Annotated in this window: 24 protein-coding genes; 12 read left to right on the top strand and 12 right to left on the bottom strand. The window is 69.9% G+C overall.

Annotation, left to right across the window (positions count from 1 at the left end; genetic code table 11):
• On the bottom strand, nt 1-942 hold the full coding sequence (locus ACFYWM_RS40570) for an ABC transporter ATP-binding protein (protein WP_389925850.1): 942 nt from the start codon (nt 940-942) through the stop codon (nt 1-3).
• Nucleotides 943-1,705: 763 nt separating this feature from the next.
• Between ACFYWM_RS40570 and ACFYWM_RS40565 the strand changes: the two genes are divergently transcribed.
• The 6 genes from ACFYWM_RS40565 (at nt 1,706) to ACFYWM_RS40540 (ending at nt 8,611) form a co-directional block, all read left to right on the top strand.
• A complete protein-coding gene (locus tag ACFYWM_RS40565) occupies nt 1,706-2,365 on the top strand; it encodes a LuxR C-terminal-related transcriptional regulator (RefSeq protein WP_389925848.1) in 660 nt (219 codons plus the stop codon).
• A gap of 137 nt (nt 2,366-2,502) precedes the next feature.
• Nucleotides 2,503-3,174 (top strand): GNAT family N-acetyltransferase, encoded by a 672-nt coding sequence (locus tag ACFYWM_RS40560; RefSeq protein WP_389925846.1) that lies wholly within the window; start codon nt 2,503-2,505, stop codon nt 3,172-3,174.
• Nucleotides 3,171-3,830, top strand: coding sequence for a flavoprotein (locus tag ACFYWM_RS40555; RefSeq protein ID WP_389925843.1), 660 nt, complete (start codon nt 3,171-3,173; stop codon nt 3,828-3,830). The genes ACFYWM_RS40560 and ACFYWM_RS40555 overlap by 4 nt, the downstream gene beginning before the upstream one ends.
• Nucleotides 3,831-4,004: 174 nt before the next feature.
• Nucleotides 4,005-6,611, top strand: coding sequence for a class III lanthionine synthetase LanKC (lanKC, locus tag ACFYWM_RS40550; RefSeq protein ID WP_389925841.1), 2,607 nt, complete (start codon nt 4,005-4,007; stop codon nt 6,609-6,611).
• Nucleotide 6,612: 1 nt separating this feature from the next.
• Nucleotides 6,613-7,752, top strand: a complete 1,140-nt coding sequence (locus ACFYWM_RS40545; RefSeq protein ID WP_389925838.1) for an ATP-binding cassette domain-containing protein — start codon at nt 6,613-6,615, stop codon at nt 7,750-7,752.
• Nucleotides 7,739-8,611: an ABC transporter permease gene (locus ACFYWM_RS40540; RefSeq protein WP_389925835.1), complete on the top strand. Its 873-nt coding sequence runs from the start codon at nt 7,739-7,741 to the stop codon at nt 8,609-8,611. Before ACFYWM_RS40545 ends, ACFYWM_RS40540 begins: the two co-directional genes overlap by 14 nt.
• 36 nt (nt 8,612-8,647) lie before the next feature.
• Here ACFYWM_RS40540 and ACFYWM_RS40535 read toward each other — a convergent pair whose 3' ends face one another.
• Nucleotides 8,648-9,064 carry a MarR family winged helix-turn-helix transcriptional regulator gene (locus tag ACFYWM_RS40535; RefSeq protein WP_389925833.1) on the bottom strand — a complete coding sequence of 139 codons (417 nt, stop codon included), beginning with the start codon at nt 9,062-9,064 and terminating at the stop codon, nt 8,648-8,650.
• Nucleotides 9,065-9,142: 78 nt separating this feature from the next.
• Here ACFYWM_RS40535 and ACFYWM_RS40530 point away from each other — a divergent pair, with 78 nt between their 5' ends.
• From ACFYWM_RS40530 to ACFYWM_RS40520, 3 genes are all read left to right on the top strand, one after another.
• Nucleotides 9,143-10,921 (top strand): ABC transporter ATP-binding protein, encoded by a 1,779-nt coding sequence (locus ACFYWM_RS40530; RefSeq protein WP_389925831.1) that lies wholly within the window; start codon nt 9,143-9,145, stop codon nt 10,919-10,921.
• Between the two features lie 277 nt (nt 10,922-11,198).
• Nucleotides 11,199-11,444: a hypothetical protein gene (locus tag ACFYWM_RS40525; protein WP_389925828.1), complete on the top strand. Its 246-nt coding sequence runs from the start codon at nt 11,199-11,201 to the stop codon at nt 11,442-11,444.
• Nucleotides 11,444-11,851: a hypothetical protein gene (locus ACFYWM_RS40520; RefSeq protein ID WP_389925826.1), complete on the top strand. Its 408-nt coding sequence runs from the start codon at nt 11,444-11,446 to the stop codon at nt 11,849-11,851. Before ACFYWM_RS40525 ends, ACFYWM_RS40520 begins: the two co-directional genes overlap by 1 nt.
• A gap of 52 nt (nt 11,852-11,903) precedes the next feature.
• Here the strand turns inward: ACFYWM_RS40520 and ACFYWM_RS40515 are convergent, their stop codons facing one another.
• The 3 genes from ACFYWM_RS40515 to ACFYWM_RS40505 form a co-directional block, all read right to left on the bottom strand.
• Nucleotides 11,904-12,647, bottom strand: a complete 744-nt coding sequence (locus tag ACFYWM_RS40515) for an arylamine N-acetyltransferase (RefSeq protein WP_389925824.1) — start codon at nt 12,645-12,647, stop codon at nt 11,904-11,906.
• A gap of 213 nt (nt 12,648-12,860) precedes the next feature.
• Nucleotides 12,861-13,076: a DUF397 domain-containing protein gene (locus ACFYWM_RS40510; RefSeq protein WP_389925822.1), complete on the bottom strand. Its 216-nt coding sequence runs from the start codon at nt 13,074-13,076 to the stop codon at nt 12,861-12,863.
• Between the two features lie 32 nt (nt 13,077-13,108).
• Nucleotides 13,109-13,993 (bottom strand): helix-turn-helix domain-containing protein, encoded by an 885-nt coding sequence (locus ACFYWM_RS40505; RefSeq protein ID WP_389925820.1) that lies wholly within the window; start codon nt 13,991-13,993, stop codon nt 13,109-13,111.
• 228 nt (nt 13,994-14,221) lie between these two features.
• On the opposite strand from ACFYWM_RS40505, the gene ACFYWM_RS40500 reads away from it, so the two are divergent.
• The gene (locus tag ACFYWM_RS40500) at nt 14,222-14,578 is read left to right on the top strand and encodes a hypothetical protein (RefSeq protein ID WP_389925818.1); all 357 of its coding nucleotides are present in this window, start codon (nt 14,222-14,224) and stop codon (nt 14,576-14,578) included.
• Nucleotides 14,579-14,591: 13 nt separating this feature from the next.
• Here ACFYWM_RS40500 and ACFYWM_RS40495 read toward each other — a convergent pair whose 3' ends face one another.
• From ACFYWM_RS40495 to ACFYWM_RS40475, 5 genes are all read right to left on the bottom strand, one after another.
• A complete protein-coding gene (locus ACFYWM_RS40495; protein ID WP_389925815.1) occupies nt 14,592-17,027 on the bottom strand; it encodes a M56 family metallopeptidase in 2,436 nt (811 codons plus the stop codon).
• Nucleotides 17,024-17,683: a hypothetical protein gene (locus ACFYWM_RS40490; RefSeq protein ID WP_389925813.1), complete on the bottom strand. Its 660-nt coding sequence runs from the start codon at nt 17,681-17,683 to the stop codon at nt 17,024-17,026. The genes ACFYWM_RS40495 and ACFYWM_RS40490 overlap by 4 nt, the downstream gene beginning before the upstream one ends.
• Before the next feature lie 349 nt (nt 17,684-18,032).
• Nucleotides 18,033-18,404 carry a cupin domain-containing protein gene (locus ACFYWM_RS40485; RefSeq protein WP_389925811.1) on the bottom strand — a complete coding sequence of 124 codons (372 nt, stop codon included), beginning with the start codon at nt 18,402-18,404 and terminating at the stop codon, nt 18,033-18,035.
• A 53-nt stretch (nt 18,405-18,457) separates the two neighbouring features.
• Nucleotides 18,458-18,994 carry a YbaK/EbsC family protein gene (locus ACFYWM_RS40480; RefSeq protein WP_389925809.1) on the bottom strand — a complete coding sequence of 179 codons (537 nt, stop codon included), beginning with the start codon at nt 18,992-18,994 and terminating at the stop codon, nt 18,458-18,460.
• Entirely contained in the window at nt 18,984-19,286 is a 303-nt protein-coding gene (locus ACFYWM_RS40475) for an ArsR/SmtB family transcription factor (RefSeq protein ID WP_389925806.1), read from the bottom strand. Before ACFYWM_RS40475 ends, ACFYWM_RS40480 begins: the two co-directional genes overlap by 11 nt.
• Before the next feature lie 548 nt (nt 19,287-19,834).
• On the opposite strand from ACFYWM_RS40475, the gene ACFYWM_RS40470 reads away from it, so the two are divergent.
• A complete protein-coding gene (locus ACFYWM_RS40470; RefSeq protein ID WP_389925803.1) occupies nt 19,835-19,981 on the top strand; it encodes a hypothetical protein in 147 nt (48 codons plus the stop codon).
• A gap of 239 nt (nt 19,982-20,220) precedes the next feature.
• On the opposite strand, the gene ACFYWM_RS40465 is transcribed toward ACFYWM_RS40470, so the two are convergent.
• Entirely contained in the window at nt 20,221-20,787 is a 567-nt protein-coding gene (locus ACFYWM_RS40465) for a TetR/AcrR family transcriptional regulator C-terminal domain-containing protein (RefSeq protein WP_389925800.1), read from the bottom strand.
• Between the two features lie 199 nt (nt 20,788-20,986).
• Here ACFYWM_RS40465 and ACFYWM_RS40460 point away from each other — a divergent pair, with 199 nt between their 5' ends.
• The gene (locus ACFYWM_RS40460) at nt 20,987-22,141 is read left to right on the top strand and encodes an alkaline phosphatase PhoX (protein WP_389925797.1); all 1,155 of its coding nucleotides are present in this window, start codon (nt 20,987-20,989) and stop codon (nt 22,139-22,141) included.
• 105 nt (nt 22,142-22,246) lie between these two features.
• On the opposite strand, the gene ACFYWM_RS40455 is transcribed toward ACFYWM_RS40460, so the two are convergent.
• Nucleotides 22,247-23,318 (bottom strand): hypothetical protein (locus ACFYWM_RS40455; RefSeq protein ID WP_389925794.1); only part of this gene is annotated, 1,072 nt, incomplete at its 5' end.

Here is a 23,318-nt window from a genome sequence, read left to right as displayed (position 1 = left end):
TCAGTCCCGAAGCGCCTTACCGGTGAGGTGCAGGAAGACCGCCTCCAGATCGGGTTCGCGCACCTCCGCGGAACGGATCGCCGCGTCCTCCTCGGCCACGACCTCGAAGAGCCTGGGCAGGACCGCCCTCGCCCCCTCGACGAGCAGCTCGATGTGCGAGCCCTCGCCACTCACCTCGCGGACCTGCGGCAGCCCGGCGAGCGCGCGCCGCACGCGGGCCAGGTCGCCGTCCACCTGCAGGACCACCTGGTCGCTCTCGCCCACCAGGTCCACCAGCTCGCGGCGGGTGCCCTCGGCCTTCAGCCGGCCCAGGTCGACGATGCCGACCCGGTCGCAGAGCCGCTCGGCCTCCTCCATGTAGTGGGTGGTGTAGAGCACGGCCACCCCGTCGGCCGCCAGGCGCCGCACGCTCTCCAGGATGGAGTTGCGGCTCTGCGGGTCGACCCCGGCCGTCGGCTCGTCCAGGATCAGCAGGCGTGGCCGGTTCAGCAGCCCGATCCCGATGTTGAGGCGGCGGGCCATGCCCCCGGAGTAGCCGGAGACCGCCTCGTCGGCGCGGTCGGCCAGCCCGATCGTCTCCAGCACCTCGCCCACCTTGCTCCTGCCCTGGCGTCCCCGCAGGCCGTACAGCTGCCCGAAGAACCAGAGGTTCTGACGTGCCGTGAGATCCTGGTAAAGCGCGAGTTCCTGGGGGACATATCCGATCAGCGCTTTCGTCTTCGTGTTCTGCGCGCTGTGCGGCTGCCCGTCGACGACGACGGTGCCCTCGTCGCGCTCGACGACCCCGACAATCATTGAAATCGTCGTGCTCTTTCCGGCGCCATTCGGCCCGAGGAGCCCATAGACTTCGCCCTCGGCGATGGAAAAACCGATGCCGTCGACCGCGACTATCTGGCCATAACGTTTACGGAGTCCTTCGCACGCCAGAATGATGTCGCTCATGAAACCTAATTCAACACGGCCCCTTCTCGGAGCACAAGGCGAGGGAAAACCGGAAAGGACCGCGGCTCGCTTTGCCGTCCCGCGGGCGGGTCGCGCGGCCCGTCACCGGGCGTGGCGCCCGGCCCCGGCCTCGGCTCCGGCCCTGACTCCGGGCCCGCCGCGCCCGGCCGCGGGGTCCGCGTCCACCGGGCGTGCGGTGACCGCGAACGCGGGGGGAGGCACGAGGCCACCCCCCGCGAACGCGGAGGAATCAGCAGGTGCTGTTGCTGAGGGTGCTGCTGGGGAGCTCGGCGTACTCGGGTGCGAGGTCGATCTCCTGCAGTTCAAGAATGTTGGACAGGTCCATTAGGACACCTCCTTCGAGGGCTCGGAAGTTCGGACCGGCCGTGTGGCGGCCCCGGGCCGGCCGGGTCTTCCTCTTTGGCACCGCCGTCGTCATCGCCGGCTTCGGAAGATGAACCGCGCACATTCCACGGATTTCACGGAGTCTGCACCGTGACACCTGCACCGAAAAGCGATGACGAGTGAAAGCGCCATCGAAGCGTAAATCCCGGCCGCTCCGGTGACGAAACATAGTTATGGAACCTCGGAATGCGCAACGGCCTGTCCTAAAACGGCCATCCGGGGCGTTTCCATAAGCTGGAAACGAAGACCGGGCTGGACGCTTTAGCCGTGACATTATATTTTCATGTGCCACGCCGAGACAAACACCAGCGAGGATCGGATAATCACCCTCCAGGAACTACGCGAAGCGTTTCCCCGCATGGCGGAGAGCCGATATCGAGAAGTCCTGGTGGTGCTCTCCGACGATCCGCTGGGGCGCTTCCTGTCGGACCAGGTGGGAGAGCTGCCCGTCGACGGGAATTGTTCGGTGTCCGTCGTGCGGGCCGGAAGCGGCGAGGACGCCGAGTTCTCCGCGTTCTCCGCGCCTTCTTTGGACGGCTCCCGTCATCTTCTCCACGCCCGCACCAGGACGCTGCCGTCGGTCCCGCTGTCGGTGATGATCACCGATCGGCGGGCGGCGCTGCTGAGCCTGCGGCCCGCACCCGGGGAGACGGCACCCGTGGTGCTGGTGAGGCGGGCCGGTCACGTCGCCACGCTGCTGGCCGTCTTCGACCACCTGTGGAGCGCCGCGCACCTGCCGCCACCCCCGGAGGCCGGGGCCCGGCAGCGGCGCGGCGCCGTGCTGAGCCTGCTGGCCGAGGGACTGACCGACGGCGGCGTCGCGGCCCGGCTGGGCGTCGCGGAACGGACGGTCCGGCGCGAGGTCAACGGGCTGATGCGGTCGGCGGGCGCGACCAGCAGGTTTCAGCTGGCGCTGCGGGCCCAGGAACTCGGCTGGCTGAACCGTCCCGCCGGCGAGACAACACCGGACGACCAATCCGCATTTCACGGCCGTGCCGTTTCTCATAAACATGGATAGCGAAACGTTGACGGCCCGGGAACGCCAAACCTAATGTCCAGATGCCGACGAGCTCCGGACGGTTCGACCCCGACGGGACCACGGGACCATCGGGTCCGTAAACCATTGCCGCCGAAAGAATTCAAGGTGACGAAGTCGTGCTCATTCCCCATGTCGAGACTCAGCGGACGGTGCTCACCGTCGCCGACCCGTCGGACGGGGTCGCCCTCTACGAGCTCCTCCTCGGCCTGGGACTGCACAGCATGCCACCGCTCAAGGTATTCGTTGACCAGCTGAAGCAGCAGGACATTTCCGCGATTTTCGCGATCAAGCTGCGGCACAGCGGGGAGACCGTCGGCTTCGGGACGCTGCACGAGATGGACCCCGCCGGGCACATCCAGATCGGCATATTCACCGACACCGACAAGGCCAGGTACGGCCTCGGCGGCGAGGCGATGATGCTTCTCGTGAATTACGCGTTCGCCACCTGGGAAGACATCAGGAAAGTTTATTTCGTCACCACCGAGGCCAGCATCGAACGGCTCGGCTGGGTGGGCGGGCTCATTCCCAGGGAGGCGACCCTCCCCAAGCACATGTTCTTCCGGGGATGCCTCTGGGACGTGCATTTCTACGCCATTTATCGGCGGATGTGGGAAAAGCAGGGCGCGGACGTTCTCAACCGGCTGGTCCAGGGGCCGGAGGAGTACCGCCCGACGGGCATCAGGTTGCTCGGCCACCACCTGAAGTGGCTGTTCGTCACCAGACCCCTGGAGCTCATCACGAGACCGAGGGAGAAGGAGCAGGAGAAGGAGAAGGAGCACGTGCGGTGACGGACACCCCGGCCGGCCGCCGGCCCCCGGAGTTCGGCGGCGAGCGCCTGCTCGTGGTCGGCACCGGCGCCATCGCCGCGATGTACCTGCCGTTCTGGCTCAACTGGCTCACCACGGCGTACAAGGACCTCCAGGTGCAGGTCGTCCTCACCGCGAGCGCGGAACGCTTCGTGAGCGGGGAGGCGTTGAGCGTGCTCGTCCGCCGGGAGGTCGTGCGGGACCGGTGGCCCGAGGAGGTCCGGCCGGACGCCCTGCACGTGCGGCTGACGGAGTGGAGCGACAGCGTCGTCGTCTATCCGGCGTGCCTGAACTTCATCTCCAGGCTGGCGCTCGGGCTCGCCGACACCCCCGCGCTGCTCACCCTGCAGTGCACCTCCGCCCCCGTCGCGGTGGCGCCCTCGCTGCCCCCGGGCGCGATGGACAACCCGACGTTGCTGGGGCATCTGCGCACCCTCGCCGAGCGGCGCAACGTCGTGGTGGCACCGGTGCAGGCGACGAGGAGCCTGACCACCGGACGCCAGGACGCGGCGGGCGCGCCCCCGCTGCCGACGCTGATCGGCCTCCTGGAGGAACGGCGCAGGTCCCTCTCCGCCGAAGGCTCCCGCTCCGAGGAGGAACCCGCCGATGGCGAGCCCCGGACCGCCGAGGCGGTCTGAGCCGCGTACACCGGGGCCGCGTACACCGGGGCCACGTACATCAGAGCCGCGTACATCAGAGCCGTGTACACCGGGGCCGTGTACGCGAGGAGCACGGAGGCGGGAGCGGCGGACGCGGGACCGCCGTGCGAGGACGGCGCGGGAGCAGCGGGCACGGGACAAGGAGCACCACGCATGCAGGACATGACGCAGATCTACACTCTGGCCGACCCCCTCTTCTTCGAGGAGCCCACGCGCTGGTCGAAGGGGGTGGGCTTCATCCGGGACCACGCGTTCACCGTGTCGGGCGCGGCCGTTCCCGAGGGATGGGTCCGCAAGGAGCGCGGCGTCTGGGTGTCGCTGCGGCCGGAGGGGCAGACCTCCGCCGAGCAGGGCTGGAAGATCCACCTGTCGGCGACGCTGGAGAACGCCGACCGGCTCTGCTCGGCCGCCTGGGACCACTGCGTCGAGCGCGGCATCCCGTTCAAGCACCTGCGCGACCGCAACATGCTGCTCGTCTTCAACGCCAAGTACTCGCCGCGCGGCTCCAGCGGGAAGCTCGTCACCATCTACCCGCGCGACGAGGAGGAACTGCGGTCGGTGCTGACGGAGCTCTCGGCCGAGCTGAAGGGCGAGCCGGGCCCGTACATCCTCAGCGACCTGCGCTGGGGCGACGGGCCGCTGTACGTCCGCTACGGCGGCTTCACCGAGATGACGTGCCTGGACGAGCACGGCGAGACCGTCCTCGCGATCCGCCACCCGGACGGCACCCTGCTGCCCGACCGGCGCAGGCCGTTCTTCGACCCGCCGAAGTGGGTGGGACTCCCGGAGTTCCTCCAGCCGCACCTGGACTCCCGCCGCGACGGCGCGGGCGCCGAACTCCCCTACCTCGTGCGCAAGGCCCTGCACTTCTCCAACGCCGGGGGCGTCTACCTGGCCACCCGCCGCACCGACGGCGCGGAGGTGGTGCTCAAGGAGGCCCGCCCGCACGCGGCGGTGGACGCCAACCACCACGACGCGGCGACCAGGATGGATCGCGAGAGCTGGGCGCTCACCACGCTCGCCGGCGTCCCCGGGGTCCCCGCCCTGTACGACGAGCTCGACGTGGCGGGCCACCGCTTCCTGGTCGAGGAGTACATCGAGGGGCAGCCGCTGAACGTGTGGTGCGGGACCGCCCACCCCTGGGTGACGATGGCGGAACCGACTGCCGAGGACCTCGCGTCCTACACCCGCAGGGTCGTCCGCGTCACCGACCGCGTCGAGGCGCTGATCGCCGAAATACACGCTCGCGGGGTGGTGTTCGGCGACCTGCACCTGGGCAACGTCATCGTCCGGCCCGACGAGACGGTCGCCCTGGTCGACTTCGAACTGGCGTTCGATGCTGCCGACGCCGACTGGCGGCCCGGACTGTCCGCGACCGGTTTCGCGAGCTGGCACAAGAGCGGCGCGGCCCGCGACCTGCACGCCCTCGCCGCGTTGCGCCTGACCATGTTCCTGCCGTTCAGCAAGATCACCGCGCTGCGGCCGGACAGCGTCCACCGGCTCGTACGCACGATGTGCGACAACTTCCCGGTCCCCTCCGGCTGGGCCGCGACGATCCTCTCCCACCTGGCCCCGCCCCGGCCGGGGGAGCCCCGCGATGTGGACCTCCCGGGCCCGGACGACCCCGCCGTGGACTGGCGGGCGATGCGCGGCTCCCTGGCCGCGGGGATCCTGAGCTCCGCGACCCCCGAACGGGACGACCGCCTGTTCCCCGGCGACATGCACCAGTTCCTGTCCGGCGGGCTCGGGTTCGCGTACGGCGCCGCCGGGGTGCTGTGGGCCCTGGAGGTGACCGGCCACGGCAGGTACCCGGAGCACGAGCGCTGGCTGATCGACGCGGTACGGCGTGGCACGCCGCGCCGCGCGGGCTTCTACGACGGGACGGCCGGAGTCGCCTACGTCCTCGACCACCTGGGACACCCGGAGGAGGCGGCCGAACTGCTCGACCGGCATCCGGTGCCCGACCGGGCGAACATCTCGATGTTCTCCGGGTTCGCCGGCATCGGGGCCGCGCTGACACACCTGGCGGGCAGGCGGGACAGGCCGGACCACCTGGCCGCGGCGCTGGCCGTCGCCGACCGGCTGGCGGACGCCGTGGAACGCGGCGACCCCGGCACGGCGCGCGGCCCGGGGCTCCCGGCCCCCACCCGCCCGGTGGAGGCCGGCCTCATGCGGGGCTGGTCCGGGGTGGCCCTGTTCCTCGTCCGGCTGTTCGAGCGGACCGGCGACCCCGCCCTCCTCGACCACGCCGCGCGGGCCGTCGGGCTGGACCTCGACCGGTGCGTGACGACCGGGGACGGCCGGCTCGTGGTCGAGGAGGCGGGCCTGCGCACGATGCCCTACCTCGACGTCGGCAGCGCGGGCATCGCCCTCGTCGCCGACGAGCTCCTCGCCCACCGCGAGGACGACAGGATCCGCGAAAGCCTCCCCGGCCTGCTGCGCGCCTGCCGGACGCGCGTCTCGCTGCAGGCCGACCTCTTCCGCGGCATGGCCGGGCAGGTGGCCGTACTCTCGCGGCTCACCGGCGGCACGGTGGACGGCGTGACAGACGGCGTGACAGACGGCGTGACGCAGGACCGGTGGCTGCGGGCCCTGTGCGAGCACGCCGTCTCCTTCCGGGGACACCTCGCGTTCACCGGCACCGGGGGCTTCCGGATCTCCATGGACCTGGCGACGGGCGGCGCGGGCGTCCTGCTCGCCATGTCGCAGGCCGCCGGCGCCCCCTTCCTGCCGTTCTTCTCGCCCCGCGGGGAGCGTTGAGGTGGACGACGGCGCGGCGGTGTCCGTCAGGGGACTGCGCAAGGAGTACGGGCGGATCGAGGCCGTCAGGGGCGTCGACTTCGACGTGGCGCCCGGCGAGGTGTTCGGCCTGCTGGGCCCCAACGGGGCGGGCAAGAGCACCACGATCAACATGCTGTGCACGCTGGTCCGGCCCAGCGGCGGCACCGCGACCGTCGGCGGGCACGACATCGTGCGGCGGCGCGACGAGGTGCGGCGCGACATCGGCCTGGTCTTCCAGGAACCGACCGTCGACGGGTACCTCACCGGCGCGCAGAACCTGAGCTTCCACGCCGAGCTGTACGGCCTGCCCAAGGACGCCATCGGCGACCGGATGAGGCGGGTCCTGGACATCGTCGGCCTGTGGAAGCGCCGCGACGACCGGGTGCACACCTACTCCGGCGGCATGCGGCGGCGCCTGGAGATCGCCCGCGGCCTGCTGCACTCCCCCCGGGTGCTGTTCCTGGACGAGCCGACGGTCGGGCTCGACCCACAGACCCGGGTGGCCATCTGGGGCTACATCGCCGAGCTGCGCGAGCTGGAGAAGATCACGGTCTTCATGACGACGCACTACCTGGAGGAGGCCGAGTACTGCGACCGCATCGCGATCATCGATCACGGTTCCGTCGTGGCACTGGACACCCCGGAGGCGTTGAAGGCGACGGTGGGCAGGGACCGGATCCGCATCCACACCGACGACGACGAGGCCGCCGTGACGGCACTGCGGGAACGCTTCCTGGTGGAGGCGGCGGTACGCGACGGCGGGCTCACCTTCTCGGTGCCCAGCGGCGAGGAGTTCGTGCCCCGCCTGTTCTCCGGGCTCGGCGTGCCCATCAGGTCCGTGCAGATGACCAGGCCCTCCCTGGACGACGTCTTCCTCTCCTACACCGGCTCGACCATCCGCGACGCCGGGAACGGAGACGACGTGAACGACGGCACCCCTGGCGACACTCCCGATGACGCCCATGGCGAAGGCGTCACAGGCAGAAGCGTCACAGGCACAGGCGGCACAAGCGAAGGTGTCACAGGTGAAGGTGTCACAGGTAAGGGCGTCGCAGGCGAAGGCGTCGCAGGCGAAGGCACCCTCCGTGGTGAGGAGGTGACGGCTCGTGGCCGCGACTGAGACCTCCCCGGCGACCTCCCCCCCGGCCCGCGTCCCGCTGCGCGGCGTCGCCCACAACCTGCGCGCGGTGCGGGTGGTGCTCCGCAGGGAGATGATCCGCTTCAGCACCGACGGCAAACGGGTCACCGCCGCGCTCTTCCAGGCCTTCATGTGGATCTTCATCATCGGTGCCGGGTTCGGGGCCCTGATGCCGGGGGTCCCCGACGGCGTCGACCTGATGACCTTCATGTTCCCCGGCGTCATCTCGATGACGGTGATCATGACCGCGATGTTCTCCGCCTCCTCGATCGTCTGGGACCGCGAGTTCGGCTTCCTGCGGGAGATGCTGGTCGCGCCGGTGAGCCGTACCGCGATCGTGTTCGGCAAGGTCCTCGGCGGCGCGCTGGTCGCGACGCTGCAGAGCCTGGTGATCGTGGCCATGGCCGGGCTGGTCGGCATCCCCTACGACCCGGTCCTCATCGCCGGGCTCGTCGGCGTGATGTTCCTGACCGGCTTCACCATGTCGGCCTTCGGGGTGCTGGTCGCCGCGCGGATGACCAGCATGGAGTCGTTCCAGGGGATGGCGCAGATGGTGATCATGCCCCTGATGTACCTGTCGGGGGCGTTGTTCCCGCTCACCGGCCTGCCCGGCTGGATGAACACCCTCGCGCTGGTCAACCCCCTGACATACGCGGTCGACCCGGCGCGCCAGGTCGTCTTCGCCCACCTGTCCGTCCCGCCCGAGGTGCGGGCCGTGTACGACACCGGGGTGTCCTGGTCGGGATGGACCGTCCCGGTGGCCCTGGAGCTGCTGCTGGTCGGTGCGGCGGGCCTGCTCATGCTCGCCCTGGCCGTCGCCCGCTTCAACCGGAACGACTGAGGCCGGGCGCCAGGGCCCGGCAGCGACCGGAGGCGGTCAGGCGGACTGGGCGTCGACCGTGCCCAGCAGCTCCCTGAGCCGGTCCTGCTGATCGGGGGTGAGCACCGAGAACAGCTCCTCGGCCACCCGCCTGCGCGCCTCGCGCACCCGCTCGTACCTCTCGCGGCCCTCGCCGGTGACCACGAGCAGGGTGGAGCGGCGGTTGGCCGGGTCGACCTCGCGGCGGACCAGCCCGGCCTCCTCCAGGGCGTCGACCACCGGGGTCACCGAGCGTGGCACGATCCGCAGCCTCTCGGCGAGCTGCACCATCTTCAGCGGCGGCTCGGAGTCGACGATGACCCGAAGCGCCCGCGCCTGGCCGGGGCTCAGGCCGAGCGGGCCGAGCCGCTCGCCGTACCCCCGCCGCAGTCGATGGCCGACACCGTGCACCAGGTCGGCCAGTTCCGTCTCCACAGCGCCGAACTTATCCCAGTGACGCCCGGAATGAATGTGAGGTAACCTCTGTTTGAGTAAACATCGTAAAGGAGTTCCATGACCAAACCAACCGAAAGTGCCGTACGGCACGAAACACCCGTCATGAACGACGAACCTCGCGCGCCCCTGCGGCGCGTGGCCGGCCTGTTCCGCCCCTACCGGGGCCGTCTCGCCGTCGTGGGCGCCCTCATCGGGCTGTCCTCGCTCGTCTCGCTGGCCTCGCCGTTCATGCTCCGCTCGGTGCTCGACGACGCGATCCCGCACGGCAGGACCGGCCTGCTGACGCTGCTCGCGCTCGGCATGGTCGCGGTCGCCGTCGTCACCAGCGTGCTCGACGTCGTCCAGACGCTGATCTCCACCGGGGTCGGCCAGCGCGTCATGCACGACCTGCGCACCGGCGTATACGGCCACCTGCAGCGCATGTCCATGGCCTTCTTCACCCGCACCCGGACCGGCGAGGTGCAGTCGCGCATCGCCAGCGACATCGGCGGCATGCAGCTGGTGGTCACCTCCACCGCGGCCTCGATGGTCTCCAACCTGACCACCGTGATCGCGACGATCGTCGCGATGCTGGTGCTGGACTGGCGGCTCACCGTCGTGTCGCTGCTGCTGCTCCCCGTCTTCGTCGCGATCAGCCGCAGGGTCGGCCGGGAGCGCAGGAAGATCACCTCCGAGCGGCAGCGGAAGATGGCCGCCATGTCGTCGATGGTCCAGGAGTCGCTGTCGATCAGCGGCATCCTGCTGGGCCGGACGATGGGTCGCGGCCCCGAGCTCACCGGGCGCTTCTCCACCGCCTCGGACGAGCTGGCCGACCTGGAGGTCCGCTCCAGCATGGCCGGGCGCTGGCGGCAGTCCACCATCCAGATCATCATGGCGGCCATGCCCGCGGTGATCTACTGGGCCACCGGGCTCACCTCGGCCGTCTCCATCGGCACGGTCGTCGCCTTCACCACGCTCCAGATGAACCTGTTCCGGCCCGCCGTGTCGCTGCTGCGGCTCGGCGTCGACGTGCAGAGCTCCCTGGCCCTGTTCGGCCGGATCTTCGAGTATCTGGACCTGCCGGTGGACATCCACCCCGGCAACCGCGCGCTGGAGACCGTACGAGGCGAGATCCGCTTCGAGCACGTCGGCTTCTCCTACGGCGAGGCCCCGACCCTCTCGGACGTCGACCTGACCGTCCCCGCGGGCACCACCCTGGCCGTGGTCGGCGAGACCGGCTCGGGCAAGACCACGCTGAGCTACCTGCTGCCCCGGCTGTACGACGTGACGAGCGGCCGGGTCACGATCGACGGGGTGGACGTGCGCGACCTCACCTTCGAGTCCCTGGCCTCGACGGTCGGCGTGGTCTCGCAGGAGACCTACCTGTTCCACTCCTCGATCGCCGACAACCTGCGGTTCGCCAGGCCGTCGGCCACCGACGAGGAGATCGTCGCGGCCACCCGGGCCGCACGGATCCACGACCACATCGCGTCACTGCCCGACGGGTACGACACCGTGGTCGGCGAGCGCGGCTACCGCTTCTCCGGCGGCGAGAAGCAGCGCCTGGCCATCGCCAGGACCCTGCTGCGCGACCCGCCCGTGCTCATCCTCGACGAGGCCACCAGCGCCCTCGACACCCAGACCGAGCGCGCCGTCCAGGAGGCCCTGGACACCCTGTCGCACGGCCGTACCACCATCACGATCGCCCATCGCCTCTCGACGATCCGCGACGCCGACCAGATCGTGGTCCTCGACCACGGCCGCGTCGTCGAACGCGGCACCCACGACGAGCTCCTCGCGGCCGGCGGCCCCTACACCGCCCTCGTCAACCGCGACCGCTCCCTCACCTCCGCCTGACTCGGGGCACGTTCCGCCATCCACCACGAAGCCCGCCAGGCCGGTTGTTCCCGTCGGATTCTCGCTTCGGTCACCGAGCCCGTTTCCGGTCTCGCATGACCGGCCGGGCCTGCCGGCCCGCTCGACGGAGACCTCACGATAAAAATCCGACGGCAATTTCGCGAGAAAAAATGATCCAATCATCCCGAAATGACCCACCGTAGAAGGCGACACACCATAACGAACCTGCCGACAAGGGGCATTGTCGCTGGTGAGCAAGGGATATAGTCTGCCGCGTGTGGTGGAACGAGACGACTACGCGGCGATCCGTGACCGGATCACGACTCTCGCCCGTGACTACGGGCTGCGTTGCGACTGGGCCGAGACGACCGGCAGGCAGCGCTTCCTGCTGCTGTGGGATGCCCAGGGCCGCGTCGTGGCACGCGCGATCGTCCCGCTGTATCCGGGCGAGACACCTCACATCGTGGAAAATCTCGAACGCGGGCTCACATCCCTGTTCGGTGATGACTGGCTGGAGGACTGATGGGCGCCCAGGACAGCGTTGACGTTCACATCACCAAAACCGGCGCGCTGTGGCTCGCGACCGTGCACGGCGTGGCGGGCGGCATGTCCGCACGCTCCCTGAAGGAGCTGCACGGCGATATCGCCGAAGGGCTGCCCTTCCTATTCGCCGACCGCGACCACCCGCCCGCTCCGGTGTTCCACTACACCCTGCCCGGCCTCACCGAGGACGACCTGCACGATTTCGCCGAGCTTCAGCGACGGGCCGCCGCGATCGCCGACGACTACACCAGAACGGCCAGGGCGCGCGTCGACCAACTGGCCGGGCTCGGCCTGTCGGACCCCGACATCGGGGAACTGCTGGGTCTGAGCAAGCAGCGAATCCAGCAGATCCGCACGGGCAGGAGCGAAAACCGCCGGAGCGCCTGACATCGCGCGTCGCAACCGTCACCCGCCGCCCTCGCTCTCGTTGAACGGGAGATCACGCCCCGGCGGAGGGGATCCGGTCGAGTGCGATGCCGAAGTGGTCGAGGTAGGCGGGGAGGAGCTCGCTCTCGTCCAGGACGCGTTCGGTGCGCTCGCCGTCCACGGTGTCGATCAATTTGCGGTCGCGGAGCGTGATCCGGCCCCGGGCCGTGCGCATCGAGCAGACCGGCGACCTGGTGAAGTGCGACCGCGGGGAGGTCGCCTGCCACCAGCACGTCGGGACGAAGTCCGCCAGCTCGTAGGGCCGGGCGGTCAGCCGGTAGGCCGGGTCGCCGTTGTGCGTGATGTCGAGGTCACCGTGGCCGCCGGGAGCCAGCCCGACCTGGAACACGCCCCCGCCGTCCCGCTGCTCCGCGCGCCCGTCGAGCCGCAGCGGCCCGTCGGAGAAGTCACCGAACCCGACGTCGACCAGCCACGGCTCGTCGAGGTCGACGCGCAACGCCAGGTGGTCGAAGAGCGGCCCAGGTACGGCCCCGCTGAAGACCCGAGCGGCCAGCAGGGTCACCCGGTAGCCGAGCGCGGTCAGCACCTCGGCGAACAGTCCGTTCAGCTCGTAACAGAAGCCGCCGCGACGACGGCCGACGACCTTGTCGAACAGCGCGTCGGATTCGAGCGAGATCTCCTCGCCGAGATGGATGCTCAGGCTCTCGAACGGCACCGCCCTCAGGTGCGCGAGTTGCAGGGTTCGCAGGCCCTGGAGATCCGGCCTCGCGGGCCGGGTCGCGCCCAGCCTGTCCAAGTATCGAGTGATCCGCGATTCGTCCACGAGGCAAGCAAATCACGCACCGACGCCCGCCGGATCTTGCCGCCGACGAACGCCTGCCCCGGCTTTGACGGTTGGTCGATGGATCGTCCACAGAAACGCCCCCTCGGCGGCCGGTCTCCGATGAGAGGGTTGCGGCTGTTCCAGCGAGCAGCCTCGGCGGTACCCGCTCAGCCCGCGTCGCATATCTCACGTGGCGGAGAAGTCGAACTCCCCGTCCTTGACGCCGCCGATGAACGCCTCCCACTCGGCGCGGGTATAGACGATCACCTCACCGTCGGGCCGATGACTGTGCCGTACGGCGACCCGCCCACTACCGTCACCCAGCGGCCCGGCTTCGACGCAGCTCCCGCCACCGTTGTCGCTCTTCGTGCTGATGCGCCAGGCAACATGGGCCAAGTTCATGGAATCAGGCATTTCACGCCCTTTCCTCGCGCTCACCGCAATAGCTCCTGTGCTATCGCGGAGATCAGCGCAGTCGACTCCTCAGGAGCCAAAGCCAGCTCTCGCAGCTCATCGTACGTCCGCACGAAGCGCTGAGTATCTGGCGATTCAATATAAATAGCCCCTTTCGGGGTCTCCGCGTAGCCGACCTCGGGAAACGGCTTCTCCATCGTGAAAATTCGGAACGCCCCGGCCGGACTGGCATGCGCCCCGGCACTGAACGGCAGGACTCGAATCTCGATGTTCGGCCGGGCAGCATGCTTGACCAGCTCTCCGAGTTGCGTCGCCAAACACGCGGAACCACCGACCTGCCTACGCAGCACCGACTCGTCGATGATCGACAGCAGATGAGGCGGGTTGTCTCCTTCCAGGATTCCTTGACGGGTCGTGCGGAGCTCGACCCAGCGGTCGATCTGCTCGTCTTTCGCGTCATACTCAGCCGCCGTGATCGCCGCTCGCGCATACGCCGAGGTGTGGAGCAGGCCCGGCAGCAGAGTGTTGTCGAAAGCTCGGATCTCACGCGCCCGGGACTCCAGCCACACGTAGTCGACGAACGCCCCGGCGACCTCCCCCGCGTATCCGTCCCACCAGCCTTTCTGCCAGACCTCTTGACTCAGTTTCATCAGGCTTTCGCGACGATGGCTGTCGGCGACACCATAGAGATCGAGCAGCGCCAGCAGGTCGGGCCTGCGAATCGGGTACTCGCCGGACTCGAAGCGACCCGCCGTGGAGGGATCGCGCTGCAGGTACTCGGCCGTGTCCTTGAGCAATATGCCGTTGGCCTCACGAAGATCACGGAGTTGTTGACCGAGCCACTGCGCTCGGAGTGTCACCCACTTCGGAGCAGCCATACCCACCTCTTCCAGGCTGTGCTGCACAGTTCAAGATTCTGCCACTTGAGCTACACAGCTTGTGAACTGTCATCACTGTGTGTCAGCATACCGAAAGTAGCGACTCGGTAACAGCGAGTATGAAAGATCGCGAGGGGCCGACTAGGAAATCGCCACGTAGTCACACAAATTCCAAGAAAACGAAAGGAACCGAGGTGGGCTTCGCTTGCAGGCCACGCCCGCCCCGGTCCCAGCGGCCGGAAGGAAGCACCCGAGATGGAGCACCTCAACGGTTCCGACCATTCGACTGTCTACCACGAGACAGGTTCGCGGGAAAGCGCGAACGAACGCGAAAAAGACGCCTTTCTCCAGACGACCGATCAGGGCCCCACCAGAGAGGACGTGCGGGCGCTCGCCGGTGGCCTGCCTCGCGTGTTCGCGCTGGTCCAGGAGTTCGGCGACCACGACGGGGACGGCGTCGCGGAGGTGGTGGCGTACGGGCTGGCGCTGCCGGGCGGGGAGGCGGCCACCGTCGGGGTGACCGCCCGGGGGTTCGGCAGCTGGCGGAGCGCCGACAGTGCCGCGTACCGGCTCCGCTCCGATCTGGTCTGGCTCGGGGAGTACGAAGGGTAGCCGTCGCCCGGCCTCAGAGAGGCTCCCCGCACTGCGGCGGGGGCGGCATCTTGAGCAGGAGGTCATCACCGCCGTAGATGACCGTCCCCACAACCAGGGCCGCGAACAGCGCGGCCAGGCAGACCGTGCGGACCGTCGCCCGTCCGGCCGCGCGACTGCCGGGCCGCCACCGTAGGAGACGGCCCGGCAGCAGCGCGGCGGGCAGAGCCACCGTGAGCACGGTCAGGGCGAGCAGGCCACCCGAGACGACGACCAGGCTCCGGATCGCTTCCGGCGGCCCGCACCAGGCGGTGAGGTCGCGCAGCCACAGCGCGAGGGCGACCAGCAGGGTGGACGAGGTGGCGCCCGCGACGCCCTGGGCCGTACCGGCCGCACCGCCCAGGACGAGAACGGCGAGCAGGCAGGCGACCCCGGCCCCGCTCGCGGCCAGGACGTCGAACTGGAAGGCGTGGGCGCCACTCTCCTCCAGCACGGCCCTGGCGGTCCACCGGACCGTCAGGGCGGCCACCGCCGCCGCGACGGCCGCGAACAGCACGATCCTCGCCGGTAACAGCGGTGAGGCCGTACGGGAGAGGTCACCGCCCCACCCCGGAGCAGAACCCGGAGCAGGGCGGCGGGCGCGGGTGGTCCACCACCACACCAGGGCCGAGATGCCCGCCAGTCCCGCCACGGTCATCTCCCCCCGCCCCGAGAACATGCCGCTGCGCAGATACGCCTCCCACCAGCCCGCCGGCCCGGCTGACACCCCGGAGAGCGACCGCGAGGCGATCGGCCCCAGGCCCACGATCTCCTGGGCGCTCCAGAGACCGCCGGTGAACACCGCGACGTTGACCAGCGCGGCGGCCAGCCACCCCCGGAGGGGGACGGGAACACCGTCGTAGCGGCGGGCCCACGGCTCGGCCAGCGCCAGGCTGCACGCGCCCGCCCCGGCGACGGCCAGGGGCGGCACCACCACCATCGCCCACGTGTTCAGGGGAACGGCACCGATCCTGCCCGCGGCCCAGATATGGACCATCATCCCCAGGGCGAACCCGGCGAGGAGTCCCGGCAGCAGCACGCGCCCGCGCGGCGCGTGGCCCCCGGCGCGGGCGGCCAGGACCGCGCGCCAGACCGCCATCCCCCACGCCGCCCCCAGAAGCAGTCCCACGACCAGGCCCGCCAGCCGCGTCGAACCGGACCACGGCGCGCTGCCGGCCGAGAAGAACGGGACGTACGGCGTCACGGCGTACAGGGCGAGCAACGTCATGCCCGCGAGCGCGCCCGTGGCCACGGCGTCGGCCGCCGGGCTGTGGAAGGCCAGCTCGGGCCGTCTCACGGCGGCCAGCCGCCGCTCCGGAGCCGGATGTATCGCCGTCAGCCGCCGCCACCACGGCTCGCGCGGCGACCGCTGCCCCGCGAGAAGTGCCTGGAGCGGACCCGACCGCCGTCCCGAGACCGACCTCAGGTCGGCCTCGTGCTCGCGGGCGCGGAGCACCGCCGACGCCACCAGCGAGGCCATGACGAGCAGCACCCCCGACCGCGCGGTGTAGTCGAGGAAGTGGGGGTGGAGGAAGATCGTCCGGCTCAGCACCACGATGTCCACGAGCCTCTGCTGGATCGTCAGGTCGGCGTGGTGGAAAGTGGACATGGCGTAGAAGAGGACCGGCACGCCGTACGTCATGAACAGCGGCGTCAGCAGCGCGGGCACCAGCGCCCACCACACCCCGCGGGTGAGCCAGACCAGCGTGACGTCCCCGGCCGCCACGTGCGCCATCTCGTGGCGGATCACGGCGTCCGCCCGGTCCGGCGGCAGGTTCACCGTTCCCGGTGGCAGGATGATCAGGGGCTTGCCCGGCCTGCCGACGGTGAAGGGCTCCTCCAGTCGCAACGAGCCGAACACCACCGCGGGCGCCCGTCGCACCCCCATCCGCCGCGCCGCCGCCTGCACCCGGGCCTCCCAGACGGGTGACGCCGCGCGGAACGGACCCGCCCTGCGCGCCATCCGGTACGGCAGCAGCAGCATCAGGACCACGCCCACACCCAGGACCGACAGCGCGCCCCCCAGCACCCACAGCACCCGCTCCAGCTCGGCCGGGACCATGCACGCCTGCTCATGGGGGATGGAGGCCAGGCGGTCGCCGGGGAACGCCTCCGCGGCCCGCGCCGCGCACCGTCGCATCGACGCGAGCCATGACCTCGCCGACGTGATGGCGAAGACCGACTGGCCCGCGAACCCGCCGGCCAGCACCAGGACGATCACGAGCAGCAGGTAGCGGGCGCGGGCCGGCGACGGCGGCGCCACCGCGTACCGACCGGCGGAAGACTTTCCGGCCTTCCCCGCCGAGAACTCGTCCTCCCTCCCGCCGAGGGACCCGTCGCCCTTCCCCGCCGGGGACTCGTCGGCCCTCCCGCCGTCGTCCCCGTCGCCCTTCCCGTCCGGAGCGCGGCCGGGTGGGGAGGTCACGCTCACCGGGCGTCCGTGACCGGGCCCTCTCCCCGGTCATCCTCGTCCGGGCCCAGGTCCTCCCCCTCCTCTACCTCCGCGCCCCGTAGCCTCAACGCGCCGATCACGGCCTCCGCCAGGTAGCTCGCCCGCTGCTCGTCCAGGCCCAGCGCGACGGCCCGGGGCGTCAGCACCTCGCGGACCTCGCGTTCCTGCGCCGGGCTGAGACGCACCGCCTGACCCGGCGCGGCACCGGACGACGCGTCCAGGGTGAGGGGGTCTCGCGCCCCTCGCCCGAACAACGCGGCGAGCCGGTCGCGAGTGGCACGTTCCAGCACGTCGATCGTCCCGTCCGCGACCCTGTCGACGGCCTTGGTGGTCACCGCCATGACCAGGAACCACACGACCGGCAGCACGTAGGGTGCCGCCAGGGCGAGGTTCACCCCCATCCCCACCGGTGGCCGCAGCCGGCCGCCGCCGTGGAACCGGCCGGGCTCCGACCGGACCTCGGCCACCACGTCGTCGAACAGCTCCAGCTCGCCCGGATAGGCCAGCGCCACCACCTCGCGGCCGAACTCCACATGAACCCCCCACAGGGCACCGGAGGCGTCACCCGCCTCGGGCCCCGCCCCCTCCACCCCCGTCGCCACCTTCGACCGCTTCGACGCACCGCGCCAGAACATGCCCTCTCCTCCCGTACGTGGTGCCGGCACCTGGCATGGCGGACGCCACCCCTGCCGTCGCCGACGGATCCCCCTGGTCCCTCAAAAAACACTCAACACCATATATAGCCAATGAAAACCGGAGCCCGGCCTTACGCGCGCTTTTATTTGAACCGGAGTCGGCCATAGACGAAGGTGAATTAAATGATACTTAATCACCATATTTCGTATTTTGAGAAAATATCCAGAAGGCTGCCGGGGAGACGGCCGCCAGGGCCTGTACGTAATTCTGATCTTCAGATGGAGTGAAGGTCGCACACGTTACGGGCGTCCGAGAATCATCCTCAGCACATTCCGGCTTGGATTCCGGTCAATCGCCGGTGGCGATGACGCCGGCCTTCTCGATCATCAGTACGGCGCTGCGGACCGGGACGACGGGTCGGTGCAGCATCCCGGCCGGGACGGTGAACGCCTGCCGGGGGCCGAGTTCGACGGCGTCGGCATCGTCGAGCTCGATGCGGAACAACCCGTCCAGGACGAAGAAGAACTCGTCCTGTTCGTCGTGCCTGTGCCAGTGGAACTCGCCCCGCATGACCCCCAGGCGCACCAGGACCTCACCGACCTGGACGAGGGTCTGGTTGTACCAGGGGTCGTCGACCTGGTCGATCAGCGCTTGGACGTCCATCGTCTGCAGCGTGGTGAACAGCGGCTCGTAGTGGATGGCATAGTCGGGCTGGGACATGACTTCTCCTCGGCCGGCGGTGCGCCGCTCTACTGGGGTACGGGCTGGGGCGATCAGGGCGTGACGGTGATGGGCGCCATCCGAGGCGCGGCCAAGCGCACATAGTCGTCGGTGGCCAGGGCGATCGAGCGATCCAACCGGGCGGCGTTGAAGAACAGCTCCGGCGAGTCCAGCAGTGCCGGATCGGCGATGAGTTCCAGCCGGGGATGGTAGCTGAACGGCAACACGGTGCCGCTTGCGCTGCCGGCCAGTTCCTCGGCCTTGTCCCTGCCCGCGAAGGCCACGTAGGTCCCCTCCAGCAGCGTCTTGACCGCCTGCAGGTCCAAACGGGCATCGCCGGGTACCACGGCCAGCACGTGCCGGGTCTGTTTCTTGCCGACCTTGACCATGACGATCAGGCATTTGGCGGCCTGGGCGACGTCGTGCCCGCGTAGGGCGCTGACCAGGTCGGTGCGCCCCTCGGGTGGATGGTCGATCAACCGGTAGCGCGTCCCGGCGGCTTCCAGATCCGATATCAGGCGCTCATGGAGGTCCAAGGTCGGCACGGCCGGCACGACAGCGCCGACCGTGCCGATTACATCACCAGTCACCGCTCAACAACCCCTTCGCCTCCGCGATGCGGTCCTCGTCACGCTGGTAGAACACCCACTGTTTGATCTTCTTGCCGCGGACCAGCCCCGCCTGGCTGAGCACCTTCAGATGCTCGCCGCAGGTCGGCTGGCTCACCTGGAGCTTTTCGGCGATGAACAGCGAGCAGACCCCGTCACGGACCAGATCGCCGTCGCGCTGCGGCGGGAAATGCCGCTCGGGATCGCGCAACCACTCCAGGATCAGCAGCCGCTTGTCGTTGGCCATCGCCTTGATCAGATTAACGTCTAACACAAAGGCATTATGGCAATTAGCTATCTACCTGTCCAGACAGGATTGTTCTCACAATGGGGTCGAGGAGCGGCGGCACGGCAGCCGCCGTCGCATGGCGCGGTGCGGCTGTGCGCGCCGGACGGACATCGAGTGACGATCTGGTAGGTGGCCTCGATCGCATCATGGCGTCCCCGGCCCGGCCGAAACCCGTGACGCCCGGGCTCGAACCGGGAGATCCGCTTTCCCTTGGTATCTCCACGTCGCCCGCCCCGCAGGAGGAACAGTTCCGGGCTGTGCCGGACCGCGAACGGATGGTTGAACAGGTCGAACTCACCCAGCCGGACCTGTCCTGTCCTCTCGCCGTAAGGGGAGATCAGTAGCGTCTCTTGGACGGGTGAGGTGTGGTCGACGTCGCGCAGCGCCAGCCAGCCGTCCGCCCGGGCGGCGAGCGTGGCACTCCAGGGCGATCCGCTCGGACGCCGCCAGGATCCGGCCGTCCGGCAGCGCTTCCACGGCCCAGACCAGACGTCGCGGCTCCCGGCACCGCGGTCGTCGCCCACTACGCGATCATGACGCCCTTCCACGTGTGGAGCGCCGGGGGACTGGAGTACTACGCATCGGCCGTCGGCCTGTCCGTCATCCTGGGACTGGCGACGATTTCCACGGGCGTCCTCGCGGTGATCAAGCAGAGAGGTCCGCGAAGGGACGTTTCGTGAGCCCCGGTCCACGACCACCCAGATCGCGGAACCCAGTACGTGGATCGGCGACTCCACGACCGTGTTACGCCGTCAGGCGTCAGGCGTCAGGCGTCAGGCGTCAGGCGTCAGGAAACGATTGACTTCGTACAAGATCACAATGAGGGCGTCGTCCTAGAAGCCGCCCTTTCAAGGCTCATGACATGTTTCCTACCGGCACCCCTGACAGTGGCGCGCCGGGGTCCTCCCGAGGCGAAGCCCTACCGGGTCTGGGCGCCCAGGGTGGCGCGAAGACCCGCCAGGATCGCGCTCAGCCCGTACTCGAAGTCGGCGTCGGCCCTCTCGCGACACTCCCCCGGCTCAGGCCGGTCGGCGCTCGCCTGCTCCTCGACGACCCACCCGACGGTGTAGCGGTTGACGACCAGGACCACCCGCCGGGCGTTCGCCGGGGAGAAGCCCGCCTCGCCGAGCACCTCGAGCGCGGAGTCGGAGGTCGCGTCCTGGGTCCCGACGGGCCGGGCGCCGAGGTGCAGCCGCGCGCCGTCGCGGCGGGACAGCAGGCTCCGGCGCAGCGCCCGTCCCCGCTCGGCGAGCCAGCCGGCCCAGTCCTGGCCGGGGCCGGGGCGGGCCAGGTGGGCGAACGCGTCCTCGACCATGGTCGCGGCCATGTGGTCGAGCAGCTCCCGCTGGCCGCCGAAGTGGCGGTAGAGCGCGGACGGCTGCACGTCGAGCTCCTGCGCGAGCCTACGCGTGGTCAGGCCGTCGAGCCCCAGCTCGTCGAGCAGTCGTAGCGCCGTACGCATCACCGTGGCCCGCGTGTGTCGCATCCGTTGCCTCCCCCACGTCCCGTTACCGACGATAACTTCACGTGACGCCGAGCGCTCGGCCCCCGGCTCCGCACGGGCCGGGCTCCTGGAGATCACCTCACGTTCACGCGAAGGGGGTTTCAAGGTCGTCCGGGCGATTTACCTTCCGGCTGATGACCGTGACTCGGCCAACTCGGAGGCAATGATGGATCGTCGGACGGTGCTACGCGCGGCTGTCATCGGAGGAGGAGGCGCGGCGTTCTCCGGAGCGCTGTGGGGGCAGGCCTTCGGCGCCGTCGCCCAACCGGGCCCCAGCCCGTACGGCGACCTGCTGGCCGCGGACGCGAACGGCATCCAGCTCCCGCAGGGGTTCACCAGCCGGGTGATCGCCCGCTCCGGGCAGCGGGTCGCCGGCCACACCTGGCACTGGGCGCCGGACGGAGGGGCGTGCTTCCCCGACGGCAGCGGCTGGATCTACGTGTCCAACTCCGAGATCCCGCTCGCCGGAGGGGCCTCCGCGATCCGCTTCGCCGCCGACGGCTCCATCACCTCGGCGTACCGCATCCTGTCCGACACCAACCTCAACTGCGCGGGTGGCGCGACCCCGTGGGGCACCTGGCTGTCGTGCGAGGAGATCGCGCTCGGCCGGGTCTTCGAGACCTGGCCCGCGGGCGGGCGCGCCGGCGAGGAGCGCACCCGGATGGGCCGCTTCAAGCACGAGGCCGCCGCCTGCGACCCCGTGCGGCAGGTCGTCTACCTGACCGAGGACGAGGAGGACGGCTGCTTCTACCGCTTCGTCCCCGACACCTGGGGTGACCTGCGTACCGGAAGGCTCCAGGTGCTCTGCGCCCCGGCCGACCAGGTCACCGGCCCGGTGACCTGGCAGGACATCCCCGACCGCGACGGCTTCCCGACCGCGACGCGGCGCCAGGTCCGCGCGGCCAAGCACTTCGACGGCGGCGAGGGCTGCTGGTACGACCGGGGCGTCTGCTACTTCACCACCAAGGGCGACAACCGAGTCTGGGCGTACGACACCGCCGCCTCCACCATCGACCTGGCCTACGACGACTCGCTGGTGACCGGGGGCGCCGCGCCGCTGACCGGCGTGGACAACATCACCGGGGCGCCCAACAGCCGCGACCTGTTCGTCGCGGAGGACGGCGGCAACCTGGAGATCAACGTCATCACCTCCGACGGCGTCGTGGCGCCGTTCCTGCGGATCCTCGGCCAGTCCTCCTCGGAGGTCACCGGCCCCGCCTTCTCCCCGAACGGCTCCCGCCTGTACTTCTCCTCCCAGCGCGGCACCTCCGGGTCGTCGACCGGCAGCGGCGGCATCACCTACGAGGTGACCGGCCCCTTCCGCGCCCAGCCCTGACGGTTCCCTGAGCGGCGCCCGGCGTCCGGCCCTCAGGCCGGGCACCGGGCGCCGTTCCCGTGTGCCGGGCCCGTTCCCGGGATCCGGGTTTCTCGCGTTCCGAGCTCACTCCGCCCCGGCCGTTTCCCGCGGGCCGGGCGTCCCGCGCACGGTCCGGCGGGCGACGAGGAAGAGGACGAGCGTGCCGAGGACCAGGATCACCTGGCCGGTCAGGTTGGCGGTGTTCGCGATGCCGTGCAACATGAGCAGGAGGAAACCGCCGAGCGCGTAGGTCAGCAGCGCGCCGCCCGCCAGCGCGAGCCGGTGCGCGGCGCCCCAGCCGTCACGTCGCGACCACCGGCCGATCACGACCGTCATCACCGCGAGCAGCACGACGCCCGCGGCGGTCCCCCACCAGTCCTCGGGACGGACGAAGAAGGCCGCCGACGCGACGAACCCCACCGTGCCCACCAGCCAGGGTTCCGGCGACCGCCCGCCCGTCACCGGACGGGGGCGCCGTCCGACGAGGAACGCGGCGACGACCAGGAGCGCGACCACGACGGCGGCGCCGATCCGCTGCGGCGGCGACGCCATGAACCCGCTCTCGTCGCGTATGCCGCTGAAGAGGACGAGGGAGCCGAGGACGAACACGACACAGGTGACGGCCAGCCCGAATTTCCCCAGCCAGGGAGTGGTGGTGCGACGGGGCACCAGGATCTCGACGAGGGCGATCGGGACGCCGATGCTCCAGATGGCGTGCCCGGCGACGAACCCAACGGCGTTGACCGCGCTGAGACCCAGCGCCGGGATGAGGGTGGCGCTACGGGAGACATCCCCCTCGAACAGCGGGGCGGGGTCGAACAGGGTCTGGTCGATCAGGCTCGCCTCGAGCAGGCCGTACGCGCACGCCAGCAGGATGAGCGTCGGCCAGCCGCGCCCGGCGCGCCGGGCCACCTCGCGGATGACGATCGCACCGCCGCCGTACATCGGCGCAAGGATGATCAGGCCCCCGATCTCGGACGAGGGGACGTTGCCGAGCAGGTACTCGGCGACCAGCGGGGAGAGCAGGAACAACCCGAGAGCGGGCGCAATGCGACGCGGCAGGTTGCGTCCACGGAGGTGGTGTACGAGTTTCCCTAGGTAGCAGGCGTGGCGCCGTGAAATGAGGACGGCCATCGCGTGATCCTTCGAGTGCGAA

The organism is Streptosporangium sp. NPDC002721 (assembly GCF_042888905.1).
GTDB lineage: Bacteria > Actinomycetota > Actinomycetes > Streptosporangiales > Streptosporangiaceae > Streptosporangium.
This window is presented reverse-complemented; position numbering and strand designations above follow the sequence as displayed.

Coding starts and splice junctions, on each gene's coding strand:
- ACFYWM_RS40570 (WP_389925850.1), bottom strand. CDS start 942: ATGAGCGACATCATTCTGGCGTGCGAAGGACTCCGTAAACGTTATGGC.
- ACFYWM_RS40565 (WP_389925848.1), top strand. CDS start 1,706: ATGGCGGAGAGCCGATATCGAGAAGTCCTGGTGGTGCTCTCCGACGAT.
- lanKC (WP_389925841.1), top strand. CDS start 4,005: ATGCAGGACATGACGCAGATCTACACTCTGGCCGACCCCCTCTTCTTC.
- ACFYWM_RS40530 (WP_389925831.1), top strand. CDS start 9,143: ATGACCAAACCAACCGAAAGTGCCGTACGGCACGAAACACCCGTCATG.
- ACFYWM_RS40520 (WP_389925826.1), top strand. CDS start 11,444: ATGGGCGCCCAGGACAGCGTTGACGTTCACATCACCAAAACCGGCGCG.
- ACFYWM_RS40510 (WP_389925822.1), bottom strand. CDS start 13,076: ATGAACTTGGCCCATGTTGCCTGGCGCATCAGCACGAAGAGCGACAAC.
- ACFYWM_RS40500 (WP_389925818.1), top strand. CDS start 14,222: ATGGAGCACCTCAACGGTTCCGACCATTCGACTGTCTACCACGAGACA.
- ACFYWM_RS40490 (WP_389925813.1), bottom strand. CDS start 17,683: ATGTTCTGGCGCGGTGCGTCGAAGCGGTCGAAGGTGGCGACGGGGGTG.
- ACFYWM_RS40485 (WP_389925811.1), bottom strand. CDS start 18,404: ATGTCCCAGCCCGACTATGCCATCCACTACGAGCCGCTGTTCACCACG.
- ACFYWM_RS40470 (WP_389925803.1), top strand. CDS start 19,835: ATGACGCCCTTCCACGTGTGGAGCGCCGGGGGACTGGAGTACTACGCA.
- ACFYWM_RS40465 (WP_389925800.1), bottom strand. CDS start 20,787: ATGCGACACACGCGGGCCACGGTGATGCGTACGGCGCTACGACTGCTC.